This window comes from Nonomuraea sp. NPDC049655 (assembly GCF_044465465.1).
Lineage (GTDB): Bacteria > Actinomycetota > Actinomycetes > Streptosporangiales > Streptosporangiaceae > Nonomuraea.
In genome coordinates this window covers 164,877-188,479 of record NZ_JBITLS010000005.1, presented here as the reverse complement: position 1 = coordinate 188,479, position 23,603 = coordinate 164,877, and the positions used below count along the sequence as shown (strand labels likewise).

Below are 23,603 nucleotides of genomic sequence, written 5' to 3'. Positions count from 1 at the left end.
AGGCATGACCACTGACGCCGCGAGCATGGACGCCCTGCGCACCCAGGTGGAGCGCGCCCTCGGGGAGTTCGTCGAACGGCAGCTGCCCGCCTCGGGCGACGCCGAGCTCGAACCGCTGCGCGCCGCCGCGGGCGACCTGCTGGCCGGCGGCAAGCGCCTGCGTCCCGCGTTCTGCTACTGGGGCTGGCGCGGCGCGGGCGGCACCGACGTGCCCGAGATCTTCACCGCCGCCGCGTCGCTGGAGCTGTTGCAGGCCAGCGCGCTCGTGCACGACGACGTGATGGACAAGAGCGACCTGCGCAGGGGCATGCCGGCCGCCCACCGCCGTTTCCAGTCCCTGCACGAGAAGGAGGGCTGGCACGGCTCGGCCGAGCAGTTCGGCGAGGGGGCCGCCATCCTGCTGGGCAACCTGCTGCTGGTGTGGTCGGGCGAGATGTGGCGCACCAGCGGCCTGCCGCCGGCGTCGCTGGCCGCCGCCCAGCCCGTCCACGACCACATGCGCACCGAGCTGATGTGCGGCCAGTACCTCGACCTGCTGGAGCAGGCCCACGGCGAGAACACCTTCGAGTCGGCGCTGCGGGTGGCGCTGTTCAAGAGCGGCAAGTACTCGGTGGAGCAGCCGCTCAGGCTCGGTCTGGTGCTCGCGGCCGGCGCGCTGGAGCCGTGGATGGACGAGCTGTGCACCGGCTACGGCCGCCGCGTCGGCATCGCCTTCCAGCTCAGGGACGACATCCTCGGCGTCTTCGGCGACCCGGCCCAGACCGGCAAGCCGGCCGGCGACGACCTGCGGGAGGGCAAGCGCACGATGCTGGTGGCCCGCACCCTGGCCGGGGCCGCTCCGGAGGCGGCCGCGACGGTGCGCAGGCTGCTCGGCGACCCCGCGCTCGACGAGGACGGGGTGAGCGCCCTGCGCGAGATCATCACGGACAGCGGCGCGCTGCGGGAGTGCGAGGACCTGATCGCCGGTTATCTCACGGACGCGCTGGCCGCGCTCGACGAGGCGCCGGTCACCGCCGGGTCGCGCACGGCGCTGGCCGAGCTGGCCATCGCCGCGACGTCCCGCAGGACCTGACCCGGGCCCCTGGTACCGGCGGCCGGCCTGAGCGGCCCGCTTCGGCAGGCGGCCTCGCCGCGGAGTGCGGGCGGCCTCGCCGCGGAGTGCGGGCGCCCGTCGTGGACGGGCGCCCGGTCGTGTCAGGGGGTCAGTGGGTCAGTGGGTCAGGGGGTCAGGCGTTTGGCGAACTCGGCCGCCGCCGCCCCCGGGTCCTCCGCGTCGGTGATCGCGCGTACGACGACCACGCGGCTCACGCCGTACGACATGACCTCGTCGAGGTTGGTGAGGTCGATGCCGCCGATCCCGAACCACGGCCGCGGCGCGGCCGCCCCCGGGGCCGGTCCCAGTGAGGCCGCGTGCCGCAGCAGCGCCGGGCCGGGCGCGTGGCGGCCCGGCTTGGTCGGCGTGGGCCAGATCGGGCCGCAGCAGAAGTAGTCGACGCCCTCCTCCACGGCCGCGGCGGACGCCTCGGCGACGGAGTGGGTGGACCGGCCGATGACGATGTCGTCGCCGAGCATCTCTCGCGCGACCGTCACGGGAAGGTCGTCCTGCCCCAGGTGGAGCACGTCGGGCCGGGCGGCGAAGGCGATGTCCGCCCGGTCGTTGACGGCCAGCAGCTTGCCGTGCCGGTCGCAGGCGTCGCGGAAGACTTCCAGGAGCGCGAGTTCTTCGCGTGCCTCCAGGCCCTTCTCCCGCAGCTGGATGATGTCCACGCCGCCGGCCAGCACCGAGTCGAGGAACTCTGCCAGGTCGCCGCGGTCGCGGCGGCCGTCGGTGCAGAGATAGAGGCGGGCCTCAGAAAGCGAGGGCCTGGGCACGCCGCTTGACCTCCGTGTGACGGCCGGCCTTGATCGCCTCGATGGGCGACCCCGGCAGGGACTCGTCTGGGGTGAAGAGCCAGCGCAACGACTCGATGTCGTCGTAGCCGGCGTCCTGCAACACGGTCAGTGTGCCGGGCAGGCCCTTCATCACGTCCTTCCCGTCGAGGAACACCGCGGGAACCTGTGGCCCGCCGCCGCCACGGCGCACGCCGAGCAGCTTGTGGTCCTTGAGGAGTTGCTTGGCCCGCCCGATCGAGAGGTCGAGGCGTGAGGCCACTTCGGGGAGAGTGAGCCACTCGTCGACGAGCTGGTCGGTCTCCCGGTCGATCTGTGCAACAGAAAGCGTCACGAAACCACAACTACCACATGCCGTCCTTGCTCAAACAACACAATCCCGTAGGGGGACCTCTGGATCTACCAGGCGTTCTGTGTCGAGGCGATGCCCGCCTTCGATGATCCTACGGCCCTGCACGTAGTCCCGGGGCCGGTCGACGGCGAGCACGGCGGCGAGGGTGTCGCCGGACGTCAGCCAGACGGCCGACCACTTGCCCTCGGGCTCGCCCCGGTAGAGCAGGCGGTCGCCGGAGGGGTGGTGGCCGATGTACTGGACCATGTGGCCGAACTGCTCGGACCAGAAGTAGGGGGCCGGGTCGTAGACGGCCTCCTCCCCCAGCAGGGTCGCGGCGGCGACCTCGGGCGAGCCGAGCGCGGTGTCCCAGTGCTCGACGCGCAGCCGGACGCCGTAGCGGCGCGACCACCAGGCCGCGCAGTCGCCGGCGGCGACCACGTTCGGCATGGACGTGCGCAGGTGCTCGTCGGTGACGACGCCGTTGTGCAGGTCGATGTCGGAGCCGGCCAGCCACTCGACGGCCGGGCGCACGCCGATGCCCGTGACGACCACGTGCGCCTGGACGAACTCGCCGCCCACCAGCCGCACGCCGCCCTCGTCCACCTCGTCGACCATGGTGTTCAGGCGCAGGTCGATGCCGTCGTACCAGTGTCGCGTGCGGGCGCCGATCTCCGGGCCCACGGCGTTGGCCAGCGGGGCGGGGCCGGCCTCGATCACGGTCACCGAGCAGCCGGCCTTGCGGGCGGCGGTGGCGACCTCGGCGCCGATCCAGCCGGCGCCGATGATCGCCACATGGGCTCCGGCCACGAGCCCGGCGCGCAGCTCGTGGGCGTCGTCGAGGGTGCGCAGGACGTGCTGGGGGCCGTCGCCGGGCACGGTGATCGGCTCGGTGCCGGTGGCGATCACGAGACCGTCGTAGCCGAGCTCGCCCTCGGTCGTCTCCACGACGCCCTCACGCAGGGCCTTGGCGGTGACGCCTGGCCAGAAGTCGACCTCCAGCGCGTCGAGGTCGGCCTCCAGGAAGCTGGAGTCGGCCGCGCCGGACAGCACGGCTTTGGACAACGGCGGACGGTCGTAGGGCCGATGGCGCTCCTGGCCGATCAGCGTGATCCGTCCGGTGAAGCCGCGCCCGCGCAGCGCCTCCGCGCTGCGCAGCCCGGCCAGGCCCGCTCCCACCACTACGACATGGTTCACGTTCATGACCATAACGGGGGCGGTGCCGGCACGTCGCGCCGAGGCCGTAGGCTGGAGGCGCAAGACGCGCGGGAGTCCGGCCGTCACCGGGCTGAGAGGAAGGCTTGAGCGGGCCTTCGACCGCAAGACACCTGATCCGGATCATGCCGGCGAAGGGAGCGCGGATGAATGTGATCGTGGGCGGCGGGGTCGTCGGGTTGTCGATCGCCTGGCGGCTGGCCCGCGAGGGGCTGCCCGTCACGGTGGTCGATCCGGCCCCGGGGCGCGGGGCGTCCTACGCGGCGGCCGGGATGCTGGCGCCCGTCAGCGAGGTCGCCTACACCGAGGAGCCGCTGCTGCGGCTGGGGGCCGCCTCGCTGAGCCGATGGCCGTCCTTCGCCGCCGAACTGGCCGCCGACGCGGGCCTCGGCCCGGATCTCGGGGCGCGCTCTGGGGCAGGTCTCGGCACGGGGCTGAGCGGCGGTCCCGGTCGCGGGGCCGGGGCGAGGGCCGGGGAGGCGTTCGGGGGCGCGTTCGGGGTGATCGGGCCGGAGGGGGCCGCCGGCCGTGCGCTCGACCTGCGCGCCGACGGCACGCTCGACGTCGCCTTCGGGGCCGACGACCTCGCGGCGCTCGACGACCTGGCGGCGTTCATGGACAAGCTGGGGCTGCGGGTCGAGCGGCTGACCGGGCGCGAGTGCCGGCGTCTGGAGCCCATGCTGGCCCCTTCGGTGCGCGGCGGGCTGCTGGCCCCCGGTGACGCCTGGGTCGATCCGCGCCGGGTCACGGCGGCGCTGCTGGCCGCGCTCGACCGGCTGGGCGTGCCCGTCGTGCGGGCGCGGGTGACCGGCCTGCTGCGCGACGGCGACGCCGCTCCGGCCGCCGCGACCGGCGCTGGGACCAGCTCTGGAACCGGTGCTGGAACCGGTGCTGGGACAGGCCGTGCGGCAGGATCTGTGGCGGGAGCTGTGACCGGTGCTGTGAGGGGGGTGCGGCTTGAGGCCGTGCCCGGTCAGCCTGAGCCGGCGGTGCCGGAGATCGCGGCCGAGCGGGTGGTGCTGGCCGCCGGGGCGTGGAGCGGGGAGCTGGCCGACGTGCCCGTCCGGCCGGTCAAGGGGCAGATCATGCGGTTGCGCTCGCCGCAGCCGCTGCTCGGCCGGTGCGTACGCGGGATGGTGCACGGCGCGCCCGTCTACCTCGTCCCCAGGGGCGACGGCGAGCTGGTGCTCGGGGCGACCCAGGAGGAGCTGGGGTTCGACACCCGGGTGACCGCGGGCGGGCTCTACGAGCTGCTGCGCGACGCCAGGGAGCTGGTGCCGGGCGTCACCGAGTTGGAGGTCGCCGACGTGGTCGCCGGGCTGCGTCCGGGCACCCCCGACAACCTGCCGATCATCGGGGCGGGCGAGGTCCCCGGGCTGGTACTGGCGACCGGCCACCACCGGGGCGGGGTGCTGCTGGCCCCCCTGACGGCGGTCCTGGTCACGTCGGCGGTGCTGACACCGTCCACGACGACGGCGTCCCCGGCGGCGGCCCCGACGACGGCCCAGACGGCCACACAGACGGCGGGCCAGACGGCGGGCCGGACAGGCATGCAGACGGCGGCCCAGGCAGCGGCTCGGGTGGCGGAGGTTTCGACGGGCGCGGGGATTCTGACGGGTGAGGAGGGCGAGCTGGCCGCGCTGTGCTCGCCCGCGAGATTTCGGGATATTTCATGATTGTGACGATCAACGGCGCCGCGCACGAGGTGGCCGACGGCACCACCGTGGCCCAGGCCGTACGGACGCTGACCACCGCCACCACCGGCGTGGCCGTGGCCGTGAACGACGAGGTGGTGACGCGGAGCTCCTGGGAGACGACGGCGCTCGGCGACCGCGACCGCGTCGAGGTGCTGACGGCGGTGCAGGGTGGATGAGCTGATCATCGCCGGGGAGAAGTTCGCCTCCCGGCTCATCATGGGCACCGGCGGCGCGCCCTCCCTGGAGGTGCTCGACCAGGCCCTGGTCGCCTCGGGCACCGAGCTGACCACGGTGGCCATGCGGCGGCTCGACCCGGGCGCCCGCGGCTCGGTCCTCGACGTGCTGCGCCGCCGCGACATCAAGGTGCTGCCGAACACCGCGGGCTGCTTCACCGCGGGCGAGGCCGTGCTGACGGCCCGGCTGGCCCGCGAGGCCCTGGGGACGAACTGGGTCAAGCTTGAGGTCATCGCCGACGAGCGCACGCTGCTGCCCGACCCGATCGAGACGTTCGACGCGGCCGAGCGGCTGGTGGCCGACGGGTTCGTGGTGCTGCCGTACATCGGCGACGACCCGGCGCTGGCGCGGCGGCTGGAGCAGGCCGGCTGCGCGGCGGTGATGCCCTTGGGCGCGCCGATCGGCTCGGGGCTCGGCATCAGGAACCCGCACAACATCGAGCTCATCGTGGAGTCCGCCGGGGTGCCGGTGATCCTCGACGCCGGCATCGGCACGGCCAGCGACGCCGCCCTGGCCATGGAGCTGGGCTGCGACGCGGTGCTGCTCGCCACGGCGGTCACCCGGGCGCAGCGGCCCGAGCTCATGGCCTCGGCGATGAGGGCGGCCGTGACGGCCGGACGCCAGGCGCGGCAGGCGGGCCGGATCCCGCGCCGGCGCTACGCCGAGGCGTCCTCACCGACGACCCCCTAACGGCGCCCCAGAGACGCCCCCGGAGACGACCTGGTGATCCCCCTCCGAGATCGCCGGAGGGACCGGCTCGCGCCGGCCCTTCCGCCGGTCGGGGCCGCTCTCGCGGGAACGTCTCCGCATCGGTTTCGGGCGCGTGGGCCCTGCCGGTGGCAAAACGCCCGTAAACTCAGGGGGGTGGTGGATAAGACGACTGCGGACCCCCTGGTCGGGCGGCTCCTCGATGGGCGTTACCGCATCGAGAGCCGGATCGCCCGGGGCGGTATGGCGACCGTCTACCTGGCGCTCGACGTCCGGCTGGATCGCACTGTCGCGTTGAAGGTCATGCACCGCTCGCTCGCCGAGGACCCGGCGTTCGTCCGCAGGTTCATCGGCGAGGCCAAGTCGGTGGCCAGCCTGTCCCACCCCAACGTGGTGCACGTCTTCGACCAGGGCACCGACACCGACGTCGTCTACCTGTCGATGGAGTACGTGCCGGGCCGCACGCTGCGCGACATCCTGCGCGAGCGCGGCAGGCTGCCCGCCCGCGAGGCGCTGGAGATCATGATCCCGGTGCTGGCCGCCCTGGGCGCGGCCCACCAGGCCGGGATGGTCCACCGCGACGTGAAGCCCGAGAACGTGCTGATGACCGACGACGGCCGGGTCAAGGTCGTCGACTTCGGGCTGGCCAGGGCGATCGAGGCGACCAACCAGACCCGTACCGGCGTGATGATCGGCACGATCGGCTACATGTCGCCCGAGCAGGTCACCACCGGCGGCGCCGACGTGCGCAGCGACGTCTACGCCGCGGGCATCATGCTGTTCGAGCTGGTGACCGGGCAGCAGCCCTACGACGGCGAGACGCCGATGTCGGTGGCCTACCGGCACGTGCACGACACGGTGCCGCCGCCGTCGTCGCTGGTGCCCGAGGTGCCGCCGCTGATCGACACGCTGGTCGCGCACGCCACGGCCCGCGAGCCCCACGACCGCCCGGCCGACGCCACGGCGATGCTGGTCGAGGCGGTCGACGCCCACCGGATGCTGCCCCGGCTGAGCACCCCGCCGGCCATGACGGCCGTGTTCAACCAGTCGATGCCGCCGCGGCCGAGCGGCGCGGGCGCCCCGTCGATGCCGCTGGCCGCGCCGGCGCACACGCTGATCCAGCCGCGCGCCGAGGTGACGCCGCCGGTGTCGCCGCCGCCGTCCAAGCGGTCGTTCAGACCAAACTGGTTCCTGGTCCTGCTCGCCGCGGTCATGGTCGTCGCGGTGGCGGTGACCGGCTGGTACTTCTCGCAGACCCAATACGTGCAGGTGCCCGACCTCGTCGGCCAGAACGTGGTGGTCGCCGAGCGCGCCGCCACGAGCAAGGGCTTCAAGGTCAAGAAGGTCGCCGGCGAGTACAACGAGGACACCGCCGAGGGGCTGGTGCTGCGTACCGACCCCGAGGGCAAGGCCGAGGTGGAGAGCGGCAGCACGATCACGCTGGTGCCCTCGCTCGGCCCCAAGCGGGTGATCGTCCCCAGCGTCAGGGGCCTGACCAGCGACGAGGCCCGCGTCAAGATCGCCGAGGCCGGGCTCACCGTGGGCAGCGTCAAGCGCCTGCCCAACGGCGAGGTCGAGCGGAACAAGGTGATCCGCAGCTCCCCCGAGGCCGGCGAGAAGGTCAAGGAGGGCGCGAAGGTCGGCATCTTCGTGAGCGCCGGCATGGTGATGCCCGACGTGACCGGCATGCCGAAGGACGAGGCCGCCGCCTACCTCGGCGGCCAGGGCTTCGCGGTGCAGGTCAACGAGGTCGACGACGACGCCGAGCCGTGCACGGTCATCGCCCAGGCGCCGAAGGCCAAGTCCGAGGTCGACAAGGGCACCCCGGCGATGATCACGGTGGCGCGCTGCCAGACCGACTTCTGGGACTGGTTCAAGGGCGACAACGAGGCCCGCGACGACCAGGAGTTCCGCCTGGTGCCCGCTGTCATCGGCAAGAACGTCAAGGACGCCAAGGCGGAGCTGGAGTCGCTGGGCTTCCACGTGCGGGTCCAGCGGCTGGCCAACGGCGGCGTCGTGCAGTACCAGCGGCCGTTACCGAACAGTGAGCGGCCGCCCGGCGCGACGGTCTTCCTCTGGCAGTAGTGCGCCGGGTCAGGCCAGGTGCCCGTGCAGGCGCACCCTGGCCAGCCCGCCGTCGGGGTAGATGTCGACCCGTACGTGGGTGACCGGTTCGGGGTGGCCGAGCCGGAAGCGGTGGGGCGCGTCGGGCTGCAACCGGGTCTTCGGCAGCAGCGTGACCTCGCGCCCGCCGGACAGCCCGGTGAGCGCGACGTGGCCGGGGGCGTTGAAGATCAGGTTCGTGGTGTCGATCTCGGCCAGGCGCACCAGGCCCGGCCCGGCCAGGCGGATGAGCAGCCAGTCGTTGCCCGGCTCGCGGCGGCGCGCGGTCTCCCAGCCCTCCGCCTGGTGGCGGGCCAGGCCGGGGGCGATGACGTTGTTGGGCGCGGAGTAGAACTCGTCGGAGCAGGCGGTGACCAGGCCGCCGTTCTGGAGGGCGGCCAGGTCGAGGCTCAGCCCGTCGTAGACGGACAGGTCGGGGTGTACCTCGCCGTGCACGCGCAGGCGGGCGATGCCGCCGTCGGGGTAGATGTTCAGGCGTACGTGGGTGTAGCGGGTGTCGTCTCCGGTGACCTCGACGTGGTGCTCGGCGTCGCCCTTGAGCGCCGTCCTCGGGACGATCTCCGTCCAGTCGGCGGCGGCCAGCTCGGCGGGCGAGGGATGGCCGGGCACGGCGGCGGCCTCGACCGAGGCGTACGGCGGGTAGTTGCCCTTGAACCAGGCCGTGTCGATCACCACGCCGCGGATCGCGCCCGGCAGGCCCAGCCGCACCAGCGCCCAGTCGTGGCCGGGGGTGCGGCGGCGGCGGGTCTCCCAGCCGTCGTAGACCTGGCCCTTGTTGCCGAACGTCTCGGCGCGGAAGCCGGGGCGGCCCGGCCTGATCAGGCTCTCCTTCTCGGCGAAGGACTCGTCGCTGGCCGCCACGACCGCGCCGCCGAGGGTGCGCAGGGCCAGGTCGGGCAGGGCGGTGAAGCCGGGCATCTACTGCTCCCCGAGGATGAGGCGGCCGTGCGGCTCGCCGTCCACGGGACGGCCGCGCAGCCAGGTGGTCAGCACCGCGCCCTTGAGCACGCGGCCGTGGTAGGGGGTGACGGGGTTGCGGTGGTGCAGGCGGGCGGCGTCCACCGGGTTGTCGGCGTCGGGGTCGAAGGCGACCAGGTCGGCGTCGCCGCCGGGGCGGATCGCGCCCTTGCCGGAAAGCCCGGCCGTCTCGGCGGGCGCGGCCGACATCCAGCGGACGACGTCGGCGAGGGTGTGGCCGCGCCGGGCGGCCTCCGTCCAGACCGCGGACAGGCCGAGCTGGAGGGAGGCGACACCGCCCCAGGCGGCGGCGAAGTCGGGCACCTTCAGGTCGGCGGGCGAGGGCGAGTGGTCGGAGACGACGCTGCTCAGCACGCCGCGGGCCAGGCCGTCCCACAGCAGTTCGCGGTTGGCCCGCGAGCGGATGGGCGGACAGCACTTGTACGCCGTGCGCCCCTCGGGCACCTGCTCGGCCTCCAGCGTCAGGTAGTGGGGGCAGGTCTCGGCCGTGACCGCCACCCCGTCGGCCTGGGCCCGCGCCAGCACGTCGAGGCATTCGGCGCTGGAGACGTGCAGGATGTGCACGCGCGCGCCGGTCTCGGCCGCCAGCGCGACGACCCGCGCGACCGCGCTGCGCTCGGCGGCTCCCGGCCGCGACTCCAGGAACTCCCGGTACGTCGGCCCGCCCGGCTCGGCCAGCAGCTCGGGGTCCTCGGCGTGCACCACGACGAGTCCGCCGAACCCGGCGACCTCGGTCAGCACCGCCCGCAGCTCGGCCGTGGCGAGCGGCGGGAACTCCTCGACGCCCGACGGCGACATGAAGCATTTGAAGCCCCGGACGCCGCGCTCGTGCAGCGGCCGCAGCTCCTTGAGGTTGCCGGGGACCGCGCCGCCCCAGAACGCCACGTCCACGTGGCACTGCCCGCGGGCGGCCCGCATCTTGGCCTCCAGCGCCTCCACGCTGACGGTCGGCGGCAGGGAGTTGAGCGGCATGTCCACGATCGTGGTCACGCCGCCCGCGGCGGCCGCCCTGGTGGCCGAGGCGAAGCCCTCCCAATGGGTCCGGCCCGGCTCGTTGACGTGCACGTGCGTGTCCACCAGGCCGGGGAGCAGGGGCAGGTCGCGCAGGTCGATGTCCTCGGCGGCGTCGAGGGGCTCGGCGTAGTCGTACAGGTCCTGGACGCGTTCGCCCCGTACGGCCACGGCCGCGGCCCGCTCCCCCTCGGGCGTGACCACCCTGCGGGAGCGGACGACGAGGTCGTGAACGGTCATCTGCCCTCCAGATGCTCGGCGGCCACCCGGGCGGCCAGGCGTTCCAGGAGCGGGCCGGCCTCGGCCATGCACCGGGCCGGGTCGGGCTCCAGGTCGGTCAGGGCGTAGGCGGCCTCGATGCCGGCGTCCTTGAGCTCGGTGTCGCCGAGGGTGCGCCGTCCGCAGACCGCGACCACCGGCACGCCCACCCTGGCCGCGGCCTGGGCCACGCCGATCGGCGCCTTGCCGCGCAGGGACTGCTCGTCGAGCGAGCCCTCGCCGGTGATCACCAGCCGCGCGTCCTGGACGAGCGCGCCGAAGCCGAGCAGGTCGAGCAGGTATTCGATGCCGGGCCGCAGCTCGGCGTGGAGGAAGGCCAGCGCCGCGAACCCGACGCCGCCCGCCGCGCCCGCCCCGGGGGCTCCGGCCACGCCCATGGCACGCGGGGTGTCGTCGTGCTCGACGGCGCCGACCAGGCCGTGGGTCTGGGTCGCGACGGCGGCCAGCCGGGACAGGCCCGCCTCCAGCACCTTGACGTCCTCGGGGCCGGCGCCCTTCTGCGGCCCGTAGACGGCGGCGGCCCCGTGCGGGCCGAGCAGGGGGTTGTCCACGTCGCTCGCCACCACGAACTCCACCCCGGAGACGTCGGCGAACCCGGACAGGTCGATGCGGGCCAGCCCGCGCAGCGCGGCGCCGCCGTCGGGCAGCTCGGCGCCCTCGTCGTCGAGCAGGCGGGCGCCCAGCGCCCGGACCATGCCCGCTCCCCCGTCGGTGGACGCGCTGCCGCCGAGCCCGAGCACGATCCGCCGGGCGCCCCTGCGCAGGGCGTCGGCGATCAGCTCTCCGGTGCCGTAGGAGGTGGCGGTCAAGGGGGCCGGCCCGGCGGGCAGCCGCCGCAGCCCCGACGCCTCGGCCAGCTCGACCACGGCCGTCGGCGTGCCGCCGGCCGCCCGCCAGGCGTACGCCGCGCTCACGCGTTCGCCGGTGGGCCCGGCGACCTCCACGGTGACGCGGTCGAACCCGCAGGCCACGGCCGCCTCGACGGTGCCGTCGCCGCCGTCGGCGACCGGCAGCTCGACCGTGGGCACCCCGAGCCCCGCCGACACCCGGGCCGCGACCTCGGCGGCCGTGAGGGAGCCCTTGAACTTGTCGGGTGCCACCAGAACCTGCTTTACCACTACGAACTCCCACAAGATGCTGAACAATGGCCGGACACGCCTTCCTGCCCGGTGCGAGCGGGCAGGAAGGCGTGACTCATCATCACATCAGCCCCCCGGCCGGCGGCGGCCGAGGGTAGGCGCCCTCAGTGAAAGGTGCCCTCAAAGAAGGTGCCCTCAGTGAAGGGTGCCCTCAAAGAAGGTGCCCTCAGCGAACCCTCAAGGAAGGTGCCCTCAGTGAAGCAGGCGCCCGCGCCCGCCGCCCATGGGCCGCGAGCACGAACCTGAGCTGTTCTGGCGGGTTCTGAGGTGTGTGATCCTCCAATTAGGCTCACATCCCGTAAGGAGGCGTTTCATGCGCATATCTGAGCGGGAGAGGCGGCGCCGGCTGGGCGTGCGCCACAGCCTGGCGGCCAAGGCGGCGACCCCGGAGGAGGCGACGGCGTCCGTGGTGGCGCTGCACGCCACCGACCCGGCGACGGTGTTCCTGTCGGCGGGCGCCCGGCTCACCGCGCCCGGGACCGCGCCGGTCGAGCGGGCCCTGTACGAGGACCGCACGCTGGTGCGCATGCACGGGATGCGCCGCACGGTGTTCGTGGTCCCGGCCGCGCTGGTGCCCGTCGTGCACCACTCCTCCACGCTCGCGGTCGCCACGAGGGTGCGCAAGGCGCTGGTCAAGGAGCTCACCGCGGCCGGCGGCTGGGACGAGACCTGGCTGGCCGACGTGGAGTCGTCGGTGCTGCGCGTCCTGGCGGCGGAGGGCACGGCGACGGCGGCCCGGCTGGGGGTGCTGGAGCCGCGGCTGCGCGAGCAGTTCCGGGTGGCCGTGGGCAAGCCGTACGAGGCCGTGCACAGCGTCGGGCAGCGGCTGATCACGCTGATGGGCATGGAGGGCCGGCTCGTCCGCCAGGGCCGCCCGTCCGGCTCGTGGACGAGCACGCAGCACCTGTGGGCCGTCGCCCCGCCCATGGACGCGACCACGGTCCCGCAGGCCCAGGCGGAGCTGGTGCGCCGCTGGCTGGCCGCGTTCGGCCCCGGCACGGAGGCCGACGTCAAGTGGTGGACCGGCTGGACGCTGCGCGAGGTGCGCGCCGCGCTGGCCGCCGTCGGCGCGGTCGAGGTCGAGCTGGACGAGGGCGCGGGATACGTCCTGCCCGGCGATCTGGACGAGACGCCCGAGCCGGAGCCGTGGGCGGCGCTGCTGCCCGCCCTGGACCCGACGCCGATGGGCTGGCAGGGCCGCGACTGGTACCTGCCGAAGGAGCACCGGGCCGAGCTGTTCGACCGCAGCGGCAACGTCGGCCCGACCGTGTGGTGGGACGGGCGGGTCGTCGGCGGCTGGGGGCAGCGGCCCGGCGGCGAGATCGTGTGGCGGGCGCTCACCGACCTGGGATCCGACGCCGTGGCCGCCGTGGAGGCCGAGATCGCCGGTCTGGCCTCCTGGCTCGGCGGCGCGCGGATCACGCCCCGCTTCCGCACGCCCCTGGAGCGCGCGCTGGCGGAGTAGGACGTCAGGAGACGACGCGGATGAACTCCTCCAGCGAGTAGCGCCCGTCCTGGTCGGAGTCGGCCTCCTGGCTCAGCGCGCCGAGGGCCTCGGCGGGCAGGTCGGGGAAGTGCCGCTTCAGCTCGGCCTCGCTGACGAAGCCGTCGCCGTCGGTGTCGATCTCGGCGAAGGTGCTCTTGAGCTGCGCCAGCCGCTCACCGGGGAGTTCTGCCGACACGGGACCGCCTTTCGGTACTGAATGCCACGTTCCGGACATTCACCACCCTAGTGCTGGACCTCCCTGCCCGCCGAGTGCCCGCGCTCGGCCGCCAGCCGCATCAGCCTGCGGTGGGCCTCGGCGCCCGCCCGTCCGGCCGCGTCGTGGGACGTCGTCCGCAGCTCGCCGTCCTCGACCACGGTCCGGCCGCCGACCAGGACGCGGGCCACCGGCGGCGGGGGCCCGAACACCAGCGCGCACACCGGGTCGGCCACGGCGGCGGTGAAGGGCCCGCCGGTCCGCCACAGGACGACGTCGGCCAGCTTGCCCGGCTCCAGCGAGCCGAGCTCGGCCTCGCGGCCCAGGTTGCGCGCCCCGCCCAGGGTGGCCAGTTCCAGCGCCTGGCGGGCCGACAGCGCGCGGGGGCCGTACCGGGCCCGCTGGAACAGCAGGGCCTGCCGCATCTCCCCGGCCAGTGAGGTCAGCTCGGCGGAGGCGCTGCCGTCCACGCCGAGCCCGACGTTCACGCCCCGGCGCAGCATCTCCGACACGCGGGCGATCCCGGAGCCGAGGCGGCCGTTGGAGGAGGGGCAGTGGGCCGCGCCCGTGCCGGTGCGGGCGAGCTTGGCGATGTCGGCGTCGCTGAGGTGCACGGCGTGCGCGAGCCACACGTCGGGCCCCAGCCAGCCGAGCTTGTCCATGTAGTCGACCGGACGCAGGCCGAACCGCTCGACGCAGTGCTCGTCCTCGTCGAGCGTCTCGGCCAGGTGGGTGTGCAGGCGGACGCCCTTGGCCCTGGCAAGGGCCGCCGACTGGGTCATCAGCTCGGCGCCGGCCGAGAACGGCGAGCACGGCGCGACCGCGACCCGCACCATCGAGGACGGCGACGGGTCGTGGTGGGCGTCCACCGCCTCGGCCGTCGCGGCCAGCACGTCGTCGAGCTGCTCGACCACCTCGTCCGGCGGCAGCCCGCCCCGCGAGCGGCCCAGGTCCATCGAGCCGCGTGCCGGGTGGAAGCGCAGGCCGATCTCCCGCGCCGCCTCGACCTCGGCCGCGAGCAGGTCGCCACGGCCCTTGGGGAAGACGTAGTGGTGGTCGCTGGAGGTGGTGCAGCCGGACAGCGCCAGCCAGCCGAGCCCGGCCGTGGCCGCGCCCCTGACGACCTCGGCGTCCATGGCGGCCCACACGTCGTAGAGCGCCACCAGCCACTCGAACAGGGTGGCGTCCTGGGCCAGCCCCTGGGAGGCCCACTGGTAGAGGTGGTGGTGGGTGTTGACCAGGCCGGGGGTGGCCAGGCAGCCGGAGCCGTCCACCCGCCGGGCGCCGGGGGTGGCGGGCGCGGGGCCGGGGCCGAGCGCGGCGATCCGGTCGCCCTCGACGACGAGGTGGCCGGACGGGATCTCGGGGCCGGTGACGGGCGCGATGTGCACGTTCTCGATCAGCAGGGTCATCGGGACGCCTTCCGCGCGGCGGCCAGCCGGACCGCGTCGAGGATCTTCTCGTAGCCGGTGCAGCGGCACAGGTTGCCCGCCAGCGCCTCGCGGATCTCCGCGTCGGACGGCCGGGGCACGCGTTCGAGCAGGTCATGGGCCTGTACGACGAGCCCCGGGGTGCAGAAGCCGCACTGCACGGCCCCGCACTCGGCGAACGCCTCCTGCACCGGGTCGAGCTGGTCGCCCGCGGCCAGCCCCTCGACCGTGCGCACCCGCCGCCCCTCGGCCTGCCCGGCGGCGACCAGGCACGAGCAGACCGGCAGCCCGTCGAGGTAGACCGTGCACGAGCCGCACTCGCCCTGCTCGCAGGCGTTCTTGGAGCCGGGGAGCCCGATCCGCTCGCGCAGCACGTACAGCAGGCTCTCCCCCTCCCAGACGTCGTCCACGCTGTGGGCGCGGCCGTTGACGGTGACGTTCAGGCGCATCAGGCGGCCCTTCTCGCGAGGTGGTCGTTCCAGGCCCAGGTGAGCGTGCGCCGGGCCATCACGCCGACCGCGTGCACCCGGTAGGCGGCGGTGCCGCGCACGTCGTCGATCGGCGCGGCGGCCCGCGCGCACAGCTCGCCGAAGCGGGCCAGCAGCGCGGGGTCGAGCGGGGCGTGCCAGTCCAGCTCCCGGGCCAGCAGGGCCTCCGCCTCCAGGGCGCGGCGCGGCGTGGGCGCGGCCGAGCCGATCCCGGTGCCGACCCGCCGCTCGCCGGGGTGCAGCGCGACCGCGAACGAGCACACCGCGATCACCATGGCGTTGCGCGTGCCGACCTTGGAGAAGTACTGGGGTCCCTGGGCGGGTTCGACGCGCACGGCCCTGATCAGCTCGTCCGGCTCCAGGGCGTTGCGCTTGACCCCGAGGTAGAACTCGGCCGCGGGGATCAGCCGGGTGCCGCGCTCGCGCGACTCGACCTCGACGACCGCGCCCGCCGCCAGCAGCGGCGGATGGCTGTCGCCCGCGGGCGAGGCCGCGCCGAGGTTGCCGGCGACCGTGCCGCGGTTGCGGATCTGCGGCGAGCCGACCGTGCGCGCGGCCTGCGCGAGCCCCGGCAGCACGCCGCCCAGCTCGTCGACGACCGTGGCGTACGTGACCCCGGCCCCGATCCGGCAGACCCCGTCGGTCATGCCCCATTCGCGCAGCTCAGCCACCTGGTTGAGGTCGAGCAGCGCCTCCGGCCTGCGCACGTCGAAGTTGATCTCGACCATCACGTCGGTGCCGCCCTGGACGGGCAGCGCTCCGGGCCGGTCCGCCTTGGCGGCCAGCGCCTGCGCCCACGTGGTGGGCCGCAAGAAGTCCATCGTCCTCACTCCCAGGCGAATCCCGCGTCGGGTGCGTCCTCACGCAGCACACTGCCCTCGATCAGCCCGTAGGGACGGTCGGCGGCGTAGAAGACCTCGTTCTCGTTGTCCAGGCCGAACGGCGACAGGTCGACCAGGAAGTGGTGCTTGTTCGGCAGCGTCAGCCGGACCTCGCAGACCTGCGGGCAGGTGGTCAGCACCCGCTCCCCCATCGCGTACAGGGTCTGCTGCAACGACAGGCTGTGCGTCTGCGCGAAGGCGTCCAGCAGGCAGGCGCGCACCTGCGCGTACGGCGGGCGCTCGCCTGTCCCGGCGTGCCGCCAGCGGGCGGTGACCGCGGTGGCCAGGACGCGGTCGGTCGTCGGCTGGAGGGTGGTGTACTCGTCCACGAGGTAGCCGTGGAACTCCGAGCCGGTCGAGTTCAGCACGACCAGGTCCGTCAGGCCGGACACGACGGTGGTGCGGCCGTCCCTGTCGTGGTGGACGACGCAGGTGCGCACCTCACCGCCGTCGCGCACGAAGGAGTGCCGCGACTCGCCGGGGATGCGGTTCCAGGCGTACTCCTCGATCTCCACCCGCGCGTGGTGGATGGACGGGTGCGCGGAGACGTAGTGGCGGGCCAGTAAAAGGGCGAAGTCCTCGATCTCGCCGACGCCGTGCTTCCTGGCGAAGGCGTAGGCGGTGTTCTTCTGCGTGTCGGTGGGCAGGACGGCGGCGTTGCTGCCGTTCCTGTGCGCCTCCTCCATGTCGCCCGACAGCGAGGTGCTGACGTTGATGTCCTTGAGGTGGTGGACGGCCCCCTCCCTGACCACGTGGACCAGCCTGGTCTCCGCCTTGCCGTAACGGTTGGGGCCCAGCTTGACGGTCATCTAGCTCCCTCGGTAGGTGGAGTAGGCGTACGGGCTGAGCAGCAGCGGCACGTGGTGGTGCGCCGCGGCGTCGGTGACGGTGAAGGCGATGACGACCTCGGGGTAGAAGGTGTCGGCCAGGTAGGCGCCGGTGTCGAAGACGACGCGGTGCACGCCCTCCTCGGTGTCCCACCCCTTGATCCGGCCGTCGTCGTCGGTGCTGCCCCGGGCCAGCACGCGGCCCTCGTGCTCCAGCCGGACGCCCACCCCGGCGGCCGGGCGGCCCGAGACCGCGTCCAGGACGTGCGTCGAGAAGCTCATCTCCCCTCCCCTTCCATGAGCTTCCCCAGCCGGAGCCGGGTGATCTTCGCCAGTTCGTCGCGGACGACCCCGCGCTCGGTCTCCTCGTCGTTGTCCAGCCGGGCGCGCAGCCGGGCCAGCAGCTCGGCCCCGCTCAGGCCGGCGGCGCAGACCAGGTAGACGTACCCGAACCGCTCCTCGTACGCGCGGTTGCCCGCGGCCAGCGCGGCCCGCAGCGCCGCATCCCCGTGGGCGCCCGCCTGCTCCTGGCTCGACCAGCGCGACTCCCGGCCGTCCCCGGACGGGCGTTCCCCGATGCGCGGGTGGGCCGCCAGCGCCTCCAGCACGTCGGGCCACGTCAGCTCGCGCACCGCCGTCTCGGCGGCCTCGGCGAGCCGTTCGCGGGCGGCGTAGGGCCTGCGCGCGGCCACCGCCGCGGCGAACGCGCGGGAGGCGCAGCAGGCCAGCAGCTCCGCCTCCGCCTCCGCGCGCGGCCGCCGGTTGAACCCGGCCAGGGAGTTGGACATGTCAGCAGTACACACACGGGCCTGGTTCCCGGTCCATCCGTGAGAACTCCCAAGTACGCAACGGGATGGCCAGGACTTTTCGTGTCATGCTCCAACCCGGCCGCGGCCGGGACGCCCCTGAGCTGCGCCTACACTGGGAGCCATCATGACCTTGACATCCCTGATCGGCGGGCACGTGTCCGTCACCGGCGGCCTGGCGACCGGCGGCCTGAAGTACATGGCCGAGATCGGCGCCGAGATGGTCCAGGTGTTCGTCACCAACCCGCGCGGCTGGGCGCTCAACGACGGCAAGCCCGCCGAGGACGCCAAGCTGGCCGAGTCCGGCGTCACCGCGTTCATCCACGTGCCGTACCTGGTGAACTTCGGCTCGCCCAACCCCGAGACGCTGGCCAACTCCATCGCCGTCGTCCGCCACGGGCTGCGGCGCGGGGTCGAGACCGGCGCCAAGGGCGTCGTGGTCCACACCGGCTCGGCCGTCACCCAGTCCCGCGACGACGCGCTGCGGCAGATCCGCGAGACCCTGCTGCCGCTGCTCGACGAGATCCCCGAGGGCGGTCCCGACCTGCTGCTGGAGCCCATGGCGGGCCAGGGCGCGATGCTCTGCGCGACCGTCCAGGACCTGGAGCCCTATCTCGCGGCGCTCGACTGGCACCCGCGGGCCTGCGTCTGCCTCGACACCTGCCACGCCTTCGCCGCCGGCCACGACCTGGCCGCCGAGGGCGGGGTGCGGGAGACGTTCGACGCCCTGCACGCCATCGCGCCCGGCCGGCTCAAGCTCATCCACGCCAACGACAGCAAAGACGTGTGCGGGGCCAAGAAGGACCGGCACGAGAACATCGGCGCGGGCCACATCGGCGCGCAGCCGTTCGCCGAGATCATGCGGCATCCGGCGGTGGCGGGCGTGCCGATCTGCATCGAGACGCCCGGCAAGGCCGACAAGCACCGCGAGGACATCGAGCTGCTGAAGAAGCTCCGCGACGAGGGCTGACCCGGCGATCCCCGGTGACGGGGATGAGAGCCCGTCCTGGTCAGCAATCGTGATAGGGGCGCCTGCTCGCACGATCCGGCCGCCCCCGAAGGCCGGATCGCGGGGCCGGGGTCCGTGGCCTCCGCAGGCGCCCCCTCACCTGATCGGCAGGCGGGCCCTACCCCCCGGTCAAAGGCCCGACAGCCGTGGTGACCTGGTGGTCACCGGTGAAGCCGACGCATCAGGCCCTTGCTTGGGCCTTGCGGCCCGTCCCCCCCGATGCGCCGGGTGGCTTCCGATGCCGAAACACTACGGTCGCGATCTTGTGGGCGAAACCCTGTTCACGGCCAGCTCGCTGAACGGTCTGTAGTCATCGACATACGGAGGGTGGCCGGACGGCGAGCGGTCGCCGGCGAGCGACGAACGGCTGGTTCATGGGTCCTCCCAGCGACCGGCAGGCCCCTGGAGGGCATCGCGGGAACCGGCGCCAAGGGCCCACCCCCGACGTGACCTGGGAAATCTTTTACCATCGCGGCGGCAGACCGCCCGCGGCCGGGGCCCGGCGCCCGCCCGGCGCCCGCCGGACACGCCCAGCTTCACGCCCACCCATCGGCACCAGCCCCTATGCAACGGCGGTCAGGAGAAGGCGCCGCGATGCTGGCGGACGAGCTGTTCGCGCACCTGACGGCTGTGCCGCCGGCTGACCTGCAACGTCTCCGTGCCGACGGTGAGCGTGACCCGGCCGCCCTCGAAGCGCAGCTCGCTGACGTGCCGGGCCGAGACCAGGGTGCTGCGGTGGACGCGGATGAACCCCGCCTCCGACCAGCGGCGTTCGAGCGCGGCCAGCGACATGCGGACGAGGTAGCTGCCGTCGCCGGTGTGCAGCCGCACGTAGTCGCCCTTGGCCTCGGCGAACCAGATGGCCTGCTGCGGCACGAACCTGGTGCGCCCGCCCAGCTCGACCGGGATCACGTCGTCCTGGCTCGGCTCGGCGAGCGGCGCGGAGGCCGCCTCCAGCCGCCTGACCGCCTCCGCCAGGCGCTCGGCCCGGACCGGTTTGAGCAGGTAGTCGACGGCCTCCAGCTCGAACGCCTGCACCGCGCACTCCTCGTGCGCCGTGACGAACACCAGCTTGGGCGGGCTGGGGAAGCCGCCGACCAGCCGGGCGAGGTCGAGCCCGTCGAGGCCCGGCATGCGGATGTCGAGGAAGATCGCGTCGAGCCGCTCGCCGCCGCCGATCATCTGCACCATGTCCTGCAGCGCGGTGACGCCGTCGGCCGCGGTCGCGACGTGTTCGATTCTCGTGTCCTGGCGCAGCAGGTAGGCGAGCTCCTCAAGAGCGGGCAGCTCGTCGTCGACCGCCAGGACCCTCAGCATGGGCTCCACGCTGCCGTATGAAAGCAGAGGTCACAAGCGACACGCCAGCTCAGCGTAAGGAATTGACTACAATGAGGTAAATTGCTTCTTCGGGACGCGCAGCCGCACCCGGGTGCCCGCGCCGAGCGCGGTCTCCACGACGAGGCCGTAGCCGTCGCCGTAGATCTGGCGCATGCGCAGGTCCACGTTGGCCAGGCCGATGCCGCCGCCCTCGCGGGCCGGTTCGCCGTCGAGCATGCGCCTGGCGCACTCGGGGTCCATGCCGGTGCCGTCGTCCTCGACGGTGATGTGGGCCTCGGGGCCGGCGTCGCGGACCACGACCCGCACCTCGCCGCCGCCGCGCCGGCCGCGCATGCCGTGCTTGATGGCGTTCTCCACCAGCGGTTGCAGGCACAGGAAGGGCACCGGAACCGGCAGCACCTCGGGCGCGACCTGCAGGCTGAAGCGCAGCTTGTCGCCGAAGCGGGCGCGCTCCAGCAGCAGGTACCGGTCGACGCAGGTCAGCTCGTCGGCCAGGGTGGTGAAGTCGTGGGCCCGGCGCAGGGCGTAGCGGGAGAAGTCGGCGAAGTCGAGCAGCAGCTCGCGGGCGCGCTTGGGGTTCGTCCGGACGAACGAGGCGATCGTGGTCAGCGCGTTGTAGACGAAGTGCGGCGAGATCTGGGCACGAAGGGCGCGCATCTCGGCCTCCAGGGCCCGCCTGCGGGAGGCGTCGAGGTCGGCCAGCTCCAGCTGCCCCGACACCCAGCGGCCCAGCTCGGTCACGGCGCGCACGAGCGCCGCGCTGACCTCCTCGTCGAAGGCCGCCAGCGTGCCCACGACCGTGTCGTCCACGGTCAGCGGCACGACCACGGCCCCGTACGGCCGCCCGGCGAACACCTGCGCCCGCCCGGCGGCCAGGGTGGTGCGGGCGTAGGTGAGCACGTCGTCGGTGCAGGGGCCGTTCCAGGCCAGCGCGGCGTCGGTGGAGGTGATCGCGACGGCGCGGGTGCCGAGCAGCGCGTGCAGGTGACGTACGGCCTTGCGCGCCGAGTCGCGGTCGAGCCCGCCGCGCAGGGCGGGCGCGGCCAGCCCCGCGACGTGCAACGCGGTGAAGGTGGCCTCGTGCTTGCCGCCGCCTTCCGGGAGCGCCGGGCGGCGCGTCCTGGCGCAGGCGTAGCCGAGGAGGAAGAGCAGGAGGGAGAGCGCCACGCATGCGGTGGTCTGCATGCGCCAAACCGTAGCCAATAACCGGTCGTGTTCGGGTGGAAACCCGCAGCGAAGTCTACGGGGGGCCCTCGCCGGGTTCCTCCTGGTAGGAGTAGCGCTGTTCACGCCAGGGATCTGCCAGGTTGTGGTATCCGCGTTCCTCCCAGAAGCCGCGCCGGTCCTCCAGGAGGTATTCGACGGCCCGCACCCACTTGACGCTCTTCCACGCGTACAGGTGGGGGACCACGATGCGCACGGGGAAACCTCGGTCGGGGCTGAGCGGCTTCTCGTCCAGTTCGGTGGCGAACAGGGTGTCGGGGGCGGCGAAGTCGGACATGCGGAGGTTGGCGCTGTAGCCGTACTCGGCCCAGATCATGACGTGGCGCACGCCGGGGTCGGGCGGCGCCAGCTCCATGATCGTCGCCGGGGTGACGCCCCGCCACTCGTTGGCCATGAGGGAGAACTTGGTGACGCAGTGGAAGTCGGCGATGCGCGTGTCCCGGGGCAGCAGCTCGAAGTCCGCCCACGTCAGGCAGTGCTCCTCGCCGGAGGCCGTGGCGCCGAAGACGCGGAAGTCCCAGCTGTCCGGCTTGAACGCGGGCACCCTGCCGTAGTGGATCACGGGGCGGCCGCGCGGGACGTACTGGCCCGGAGGCAGGCGCGACTCCTCCACGATCACTCCCCTCACCGATCTCGCGTCTTGGGCCATCCTGCCATCGGCCCGTCCGCGCCCCGCGTCCGGGGCTGCGGCCGGGCCTTTCGTACTCATTAGTAACTTGAGTACGAAAGCCCATGCGACGGCCTGGCCTGCGAGATCACCATGAACTCATGAGCAAGCCCATCCGTCCCACGCAGACCGCCGCGTTCTACGTCCAGGCGGTCCTGTCGTTCGCCGTCTCCGTGTCGTCCGTGGTGATCGCCCTGATCTACCTGCCGGCCTCCGGCTGGATCAGGGCGTTCCTCGCGCTCGGCCTGCTGTACGTGGTCACCTCCACGGTCAACCTGTGCAAGGTCGTCCGCGACCGGCAGGAGCTGGCGGAGGTGACCAACCGCGTGGACCAGGCCAGGCTGGACAAGCTGCTGGCCGAGCACGACCCGTTCAAGGTCGACGCGGCCTGAGCTACAGCGTGTACTCCTGGATCGAGTCGGCGAGCTGCACGCACAGCTCCTCGGCGTCGAGCCGCTTCTCGATCTGCTTGAGGTCGTCGATCTTGGCCCGCGTCTCGGCGCGCTTGGGAGCCAGCAGGGAGCAGCAGTCCTCGTCGGGCAGCTCCGAGATCTCCAGCGTGCCGATGCGCCGGGCCTCGGCCATGATCTCGGTCTTGTCCCAGCCCACGAGCGGGCGCAGGATCGGCAGCTCGACCGCGTTGTCCTGGGCGGTGATGTTGGCCAGCGTCTGGGAGGAGACCTGGCCGAGCGCGTCGCCGGTGATCAGCGCGCCGGCGCGGATGCGGTGGGCGACCTCCTCGGCCGTCTTCAGCATGAGCCGCCGCTGGGCGATCACGGCCAGGCGGTCCTGGCCCGAGTTGCGGATCGACTGCTGCGCCTTGCCGAACGGCACCACCCACAGCCGCGACCTGCCCTGGAACCTGTCGAGCTTCCTGACCAGCGCGTACGCCTTGTAGATCGACTCGGAGGTGGTGAAGGGGATGCCGGAGAAGTGCAGGAAGTCGACGTGCAGGCCGCGCTTCATCATCCGGTAGGCCGCCACCGGCGAGTCGATGCCGCCCGACATGAGCACCAGCGCCCGGCCGCTGCTGCCGACCGGCAGGCCGCCCTGGCCCGGGATGCCGTCGGTGAAGACGAACACCTCGTCCCGGTCGACCTCGATGAAGACGGTCAGCTCGGGGTTCTTCAGTCTGACGGGCAGCCGGTACTCGTCGTTGATCGCGCCGCCGACGAGCCGGTCGAGCTCGTTGGAGCGCAGCGGGAAGCGCTTGTCGCGGCGGCGGGAGCGCACCGCGAAGCTGGCCTTGCGCGCCACCTCCTCGCGGTCGCGGATCAGCTCCAGGGCGGCCTTGAGCACGGCGTCGGGGTCTTTGGCCACCCGCCAGGCGCGGTGGATCCACACCAGGCCGGGCACGTCGGCGACCCGCCGGGCCACCGCGTCGGCCTGCTCGACGTCCGACCCCTCGGGCAGGAAGATCGCGACGACGCCGTGGCGCCGGCGGACGTCCGTCTTGAGGCCGAGATCCTGGAGCGCGAAGCGGATGTTGTCGATCAGGCGGCGCTCGAACAGCTCACGGTTCTTGCCCTTGAGAACGATCTCGCCCAGCTTGAGCAGAACGCATGGCTCGCCCAGGGCGGACATCGTCATGGTGGAACCTCCGGGGAAGACGGGGAAAGCGCGGCCG

General features: G+C 73.3%; 25 protein-coding genes and 1 riboswitch. Of the genes, 8 read left to right on the top strand and 17 right to left on the bottom strand.

The window, feature by feature from the left end:
* The first annotated feature begins 4 nt into the window (after window positions 1-4).
* Entirely contained in the window at window positions 5-1,072 is a 1,068-nt protein-coding gene (locus tag ACIBQ6_RS17900; RefSeq protein ID WP_397213030.1) for a polyprenyl synthetase family protein, read from the top strand.
* A 146-nt stretch (window positions 1,073-1,218) separates the two neighbouring features.
* Here the strand turns inward: ACIBQ6_RS17900 and thiE are convergent, their stop codons facing one another.
* Genes thiE through ACIBQ6_RS17885 form a run of 3 tightly spaced genes read right to left on the bottom strand, consistent with a single transcriptional unit; the run spans window position 1,219 to window position 3,424 of the window.
* Window positions 1,219-1,872 (bottom strand): thiamine phosphate synthase, encoded by a 654-nt coding sequence (gene thiE, locus ACIBQ6_RS17895; RefSeq protein ID WP_358294039.1) that lies wholly within the window; start codon window positions 1,870-1,872, stop codon window positions 1,219-1,221.
* On the bottom strand, window positions 1,850-2,224 hold the full coding sequence (locus ACIBQ6_RS17890; protein WP_358294041.1) for an Rv2175c family DNA-binding protein: 375 nt from the start codon (window positions 2,222-2,224) through the stop codon (window positions 1,850-1,852). The genes thiE and ACIBQ6_RS17890 overlap by 23 nt, the downstream gene beginning before the upstream one ends.
* Before the next feature lie 30 nt (window positions 2,225-2,254).
* Window positions 2,255-3,424 carry an FAD-dependent oxidoreductase gene (locus ACIBQ6_RS17885; RefSeq protein ID WP_358294043.1) on the bottom strand — a complete coding sequence of 390 codons (1,170 nt, stop codon included), beginning with the start codon at window positions 3,422-3,424 and terminating at the stop codon, window positions 2,255-2,257.
* Between the two features lie 52 nt (window positions 3,425-3,476).
* Window positions 3,477-3,593: riboswitch (TPP riboswitch) on the top strand.
* On the opposite strand from ACIBQ6_RS17885, the gene ACIBQ6_RS17880 reads away from it, so the two are divergent.
* The 4 genes from ACIBQ6_RS17880 (at window position 3,583) to pknB (ending at window position 8,160) form a co-directional block, all read left to right on the top strand.
* Window positions 3,583-5,112 carry an FAD-dependent oxidoreductase gene (locus ACIBQ6_RS17880; protein ID WP_397213028.1) on the top strand — a complete coding sequence of 510 codons (1,530 nt, stop codon included), beginning with the start codon at window positions 3,583-3,585 and terminating at the stop codon, window positions 5,110-5,112. It overlaps the preceding riboswitch by 11 nt.
* Window positions 5,109-5,309: a sulfur carrier protein ThiS gene (gene thiS, locus ACIBQ6_RS17875; protein ID WP_352331034.1), complete on the top strand. Its 201-nt coding sequence runs from the start codon at window positions 5,109-5,111 to the stop codon at window positions 5,307-5,309. Before ACIBQ6_RS17880 ends, thiS begins: the two co-directional genes overlap by 4 nt.
* Window positions 5,302-6,057, top strand: a complete 756-nt coding sequence (locus ACIBQ6_RS17870; RefSeq protein ID WP_358294047.1) for a thiazole synthase — start codon at window positions 5,302-5,304, stop codon at window positions 6,055-6,057. Before thiS ends, ACIBQ6_RS17870 begins: the two co-directional genes overlap by 8 nt.
* 177 nt (window positions 6,058-6,234) lie before the next feature.
* Window positions 6,235-8,160, top strand: coding sequence for a Stk1 family PASTA domain-containing Ser/Thr kinase (gene pknB, locus ACIBQ6_RS17865; RefSeq protein ID WP_397213026.1), 1,926 nt, complete (start codon window positions 6,235-6,237; stop codon window positions 8,158-8,160).
* Between the two features lie 9 nt (window positions 8,161-8,169).
* On the opposite strand, the gene alc is transcribed toward pknB, so the two are convergent.
* Genes alc through ACIBQ6_RS17850 form a run of 3 tightly spaced genes read right to left on the bottom strand, consistent with a single transcriptional unit; the run spans window position 8,170 to window position 11,567 of the window.
* A complete protein-coding gene (gene alc / locus ACIBQ6_RS17860) occupies window positions 8,170-9,117 on the bottom strand; it encodes an allantoicase (protein ID WP_397213024.1) in 948 nt (315 codons plus the stop codon).
* Complete coding sequence (gene allB / locus ACIBQ6_RS17855; RefSeq protein ID WP_397213022.1) at window positions 9,118-10,428, bottom strand: allantoinase AllB; 1,311 nt, start codon at window positions 10,426-10,428, stop codon at window positions 9,118-9,120.
* Complete coding sequence (locus ACIBQ6_RS17850) at window positions 10,425-11,567, bottom strand: glycerate kinase (protein ID WP_397213020.1); 1,143 nt, start codon at window positions 11,565-11,567, stop codon at window positions 10,425-10,427. Before ACIBQ6_RS17850 ends, allB begins: the two co-directional genes overlap by 4 nt.
* Window positions 11,568-11,919: 352 nt before the next feature.
* Between ACIBQ6_RS17850 and ACIBQ6_RS17845 the strand changes: the two genes are divergently transcribed.
* Complete coding sequence (locus ACIBQ6_RS17845) at window positions 11,920-13,071, top strand: winged helix DNA-binding domain-containing protein (RefSeq protein ID WP_397213018.1); 1,152 nt, start codon at window positions 11,920-11,922, stop codon at window positions 13,069-13,071.
* 4 nt (window positions 13,072-13,075) lie between these two features.
* On the opposite strand, the gene ACIBQ6_RS17840 is transcribed toward ACIBQ6_RS17845, so the two are convergent.
* The 7 genes from ACIBQ6_RS17840 to uraD are packed head-to-tail and all read right to left on the bottom strand — an operon-like array spanning window position 13,076 to window position 17,720.
* A complete protein-coding gene (locus tag ACIBQ6_RS17840) occupies window positions 13,076-13,288 on the bottom strand; it encodes an EF-hand domain-containing protein (protein WP_357967865.1) in 213 nt (70 codons plus the stop codon).
* A 47-nt stretch (window positions 13,289-13,335) separates the two neighbouring features.
* Window positions 13,336-14,718, bottom strand: a complete 1,383-nt coding sequence (locus ACIBQ6_RS17835; protein WP_397213016.1) for an 8-oxoguanine deaminase — start codon at window positions 14,716-14,718, stop codon at window positions 13,336-13,338.
* Window positions 14,715-15,185, bottom strand: a complete 471-nt coding sequence (locus ACIBQ6_RS17830) for a (2Fe-2S)-binding protein (RefSeq protein ID WP_397213014.1) — start codon at window positions 15,183-15,185, stop codon at window positions 14,715-14,717. The genes ACIBQ6_RS17835 and ACIBQ6_RS17830 overlap by 4 nt, the downstream gene beginning before the upstream one ends.
* Window positions 15,185-16,045, bottom strand: coding sequence for an FAD binding domain-containing protein (locus ACIBQ6_RS17825; RefSeq protein ID WP_397213012.1), 861 nt, complete (start codon window positions 16,043-16,045; stop codon window positions 15,185-15,187). Before ACIBQ6_RS17825 ends, ACIBQ6_RS17830 begins: the two co-directional genes overlap by 1 nt.
* 5 nt (window positions 16,046-16,050) lie before the next feature.
* Window positions 16,051-16,914 carry a factor-independent urate hydroxylase gene (gene pucL / locus ACIBQ6_RS17820; protein ID WP_358294062.1) on the bottom strand — a complete coding sequence of 288 codons (864 nt, stop codon included), beginning with the start codon at window positions 16,912-16,914 and terminating at the stop codon, window positions 16,051-16,053.
* Window positions 16,915-17,214 (bottom strand): hydroxyisourate hydrolase, encoded by a 300-nt coding sequence (gene uraH / locus ACIBQ6_RS17815; RefSeq protein ID WP_364331632.1) that lies wholly within the window; start codon window positions 17,212-17,214, stop codon window positions 16,915-16,917.
* Window positions 17,211-17,720 carry a 2-oxo-4-hydroxy-4-carboxy-5-ureidoimidazoline decarboxylase gene (gene uraD / locus ACIBQ6_RS17810; RefSeq protein WP_358294066.1) on the bottom strand — a complete coding sequence of 170 codons (510 nt, stop codon included), beginning with the start codon at window positions 17,718-17,720 and terminating at the stop codon, window positions 17,211-17,213. The genes uraH and uraD overlap by 4 nt, the downstream gene beginning before the upstream one ends.
* Window positions 17,721-17,865: 145 nt before the next feature.
* Here uraD and ACIBQ6_RS17805 point away from each other — a divergent pair, with 145 nt between their 5' ends.
* Window positions 17,866-18,708: a deoxyribonuclease IV gene (locus tag ACIBQ6_RS17805; protein WP_352326779.1), complete on the top strand. Its 843-nt coding sequence runs from the start codon at window positions 17,866-17,868 to the stop codon at window positions 18,706-18,708.
* Between the two features lie 615 nt (window positions 18,709-19,323).
* Here the strand turns inward: ACIBQ6_RS17805 and ACIBQ6_RS17800 are convergent.
* From ACIBQ6_RS17800 to ACIBQ6_RS17790, 3 genes are all read right to left on the bottom strand, one after another.
* Window positions 19,324-20,064 carry a LytTR family DNA-binding domain-containing protein gene (locus tag ACIBQ6_RS17800; protein WP_358294068.1) on the bottom strand — a complete coding sequence of 247 codons (741 nt, stop codon included), beginning with the start codon at window positions 20,062-20,064 and terminating at the stop codon, window positions 19,324-19,326.
* A gap of 66 nt (window positions 20,065-20,130) precedes the next feature.
* Complete coding sequence (locus ACIBQ6_RS17795; protein ID WP_397213009.1) at window positions 20,131-21,270, bottom strand: sensor histidine kinase; 1,140 nt, start codon at window positions 21,268-21,270, stop codon at window positions 20,131-20,133.
* Window positions 21,271-21,325: 55 nt separating this feature from the next.
* Entirely contained in the window at window positions 21,326-21,922 is a 597-nt protein-coding gene (locus ACIBQ6_RS17790; protein WP_357993229.1) for a molybdopterin-dependent oxidoreductase, read from the bottom strand.
* 155 nt (window positions 21,923-22,077) lie between these two features.
* Here ACIBQ6_RS17790 and ACIBQ6_RS17785 point away from each other — a divergent pair, with 155 nt between their 5' ends.
* The gene (locus tag ACIBQ6_RS17785; protein ID WP_352330712.1) at window positions 22,078-22,368 is read left to right on the top strand and encodes a YiaA/YiaB family inner membrane protein; all 291 of its coding nucleotides are present in this window, start codon (window positions 22,078-22,080) and stop codon (window positions 22,366-22,368) included.
* Window position 22,369: 1 nt separating this feature from the next.
* Here ACIBQ6_RS17785 and thiI read toward each other — a convergent pair whose 3' ends face one another.
* A complete protein-coding gene (gene thiI / locus ACIBQ6_RS17780; RefSeq protein ID WP_397213007.1) occupies window positions 22,370-23,566 on the bottom strand; it encodes a tRNA uracil 4-sulfurtransferase ThiI in 1,197 nt (398 codons plus the stop codon).
* Between the last annotated feature and the right edge of the window lie 37 nt (window positions 23,567-23,603).

Coding starts and splice junctions, on each gene's coding strand:
- pucL (WP_358294062.1), bottom strand. CDS start 16,914: ATGACCGTCAAGCTGGGCCCCAACCGTTACGGCAAGGCGGAGACCAGG.
- ACIBQ6_RS17785 (WP_352330712.1), top strand. CDS start 22,078: ATGAGCAAGCCCATCCGTCCCACGCAGACCGCCGCGTTCTACGTCCAG.
- ACIBQ6_RS17845 (WP_397213018.1), top strand. CDS start 11,920: ATGCGCATATCTGAGCGGGAGAGGCGGCGCCGGCTGGGCGTGCGCCAC.
- ACIBQ6_RS17805 (WP_352326779.1), top strand. CDS start 17,866: ATGACCTTGACATCCCTGATCGGCGGGCACGTGTCCGTCACCGGCGGC.
- ACIBQ6_RS17880 (WP_397213028.1), top strand. CDS start 3,583: ATGAATGTGATCGTGGGCGGCGGGGTCGTCGGGTTGTCGATCGCCTGG.
- thiI (WP_397213007.1), bottom strand. CDS start 23,566: ATGACGATGTCCGCCCTGGGCGAGCCATGCGTTCTGCTCAAGCTGGGC.
- ACIBQ6_RS17900 (WP_397213030.1), top strand. CDS start 5: ATGACCACTGACGCCGCGAGCATGGACGCCCTGCGCACCCAGGTGGAG.
- thiS (WP_352331034.1), top strand. CDS start 5,109: ATGATTGTGACGATCAACGGCGCCGCGCACGAGGTGGCCGACGGCACC.
- ACIBQ6_RS17795 (WP_397213009.1), bottom strand. CDS start 21,270: ATGCAGACCACCGCATGCGTGGCGCTCTCCCTCCTGCTCTTCCTCCTC.
- ACIBQ6_RS17825 (WP_397213012.1), bottom strand. CDS start 16,045: ATGGACTTCTTGCGGCCCACCACGTGGGCGCAGGCGCTGGCCGCCAAG.
- ACIBQ6_RS17830 (WP_397213014.1), bottom strand. CDS start 15,185: ATGCGCCTGAACGTCACCGTCAACGGCCGCGCCCACAGCGTGGACGAC.
- ACIBQ6_RS17800 (WP_358294068.1), bottom strand. CDS start 20,064: ATGCTGAGGGTCCTGGCGGTCGACGACGAGCTGCCCGCTCTTGAGGAG.
- uraD (WP_358294066.1), bottom strand. CDS start 17,720: ATGTCCAACTCCCTGGCCGGGTTCAACCGGCGGCCGCGCGCGGAGGCG.
- alc (WP_397213024.1), bottom strand. CDS start 9,117: ATGCCCGGCTTCACCGCCCTGCCCGACCTGGCCCTGCGCACCCTCGGC.
- uraH (WP_364331632.1), bottom strand. CDS start 17,214: ATGAGCTTCTCGACGCACGTCCTGGACGCGGTCTCGGGCCGCCCGGCC.
- ACIBQ6_RS17835 (WP_397213016.1), bottom strand. CDS start 14,718: ATGACCCTGCTGATCGAGAACGTGCACATCGCGCCCGTCACCGGCCCC.
- allB (WP_397213022.1), bottom strand. CDS start 10,428: ATGACCGTTCACGACCTCGTCGTCCGCTCCCGCAGGGTGGTCACGCCC.
- ACIBQ6_RS17885 (WP_358294043.1), bottom strand. CDS start 3,424: ATGAACGTGAACCATGTCGTAGTGGTGGGAGCGGGCCTGGCCGGGCTG.